Origin of the sequence: Ectothiorhodospira shaposhnikovii, assembly GCF_016584105.1 — a bacterium.
GTDB lineage: Bacteria > Pseudomonadota > Gammaproteobacteria > Ectothiorhodospirales > Ectothiorhodospiraceae > Ectothiorhodospira > Ectothiorhodospira shaposhnikovii.
Map to the genome: position 1 here is coordinate 1 of NZ_NRSM01000133.1, position 277 is coordinate 277.

The following is a 277-nucleotide window of genomic DNA, read 5'->3' on the forward strand; positions in this document are numbered from 1 at the left end:
CCGCCGCGCGTGGACAGTGCGGTGGTGCGCATGGTGCCGCACGAAGCGCCCGAGGCGCTGTCGATGCCCGTGCTGGAGGAGTTGGTGCAGGTGGCCTTCAGCCAGCGGCGCAAGCTGTTGCGCCACACGCTGGGCCGCTGGCTCGAAGCGCGGCAGTTTGCCGGCACGTTCGACACCCAGCGCCGGGCCGAGGAGGTGCCAGTGAGCGAGTACGTCGCATTGGCGCAGGAATGCTCCTGAAATAGGAGCTGCTCGCGCTTATTGGTAGGGCGCTAAC

The 277-nt window shown here is 67.9% G+C and carries 1 protein-coding gene; it reads left to right on the plus strand.

From position 1 onward, the window contains the following. Positions 1-240, plus strand: a 240-nt coding sequence (locus tag CKO35_RS17710) for an rRNA adenine N-6-methyltransferase family protein (RefSeq protein WP_274600875.1), incomplete at its 5' end; no start/stop codon positions are given. Positions 241-277: the final 37 nt, after the last annotated feature.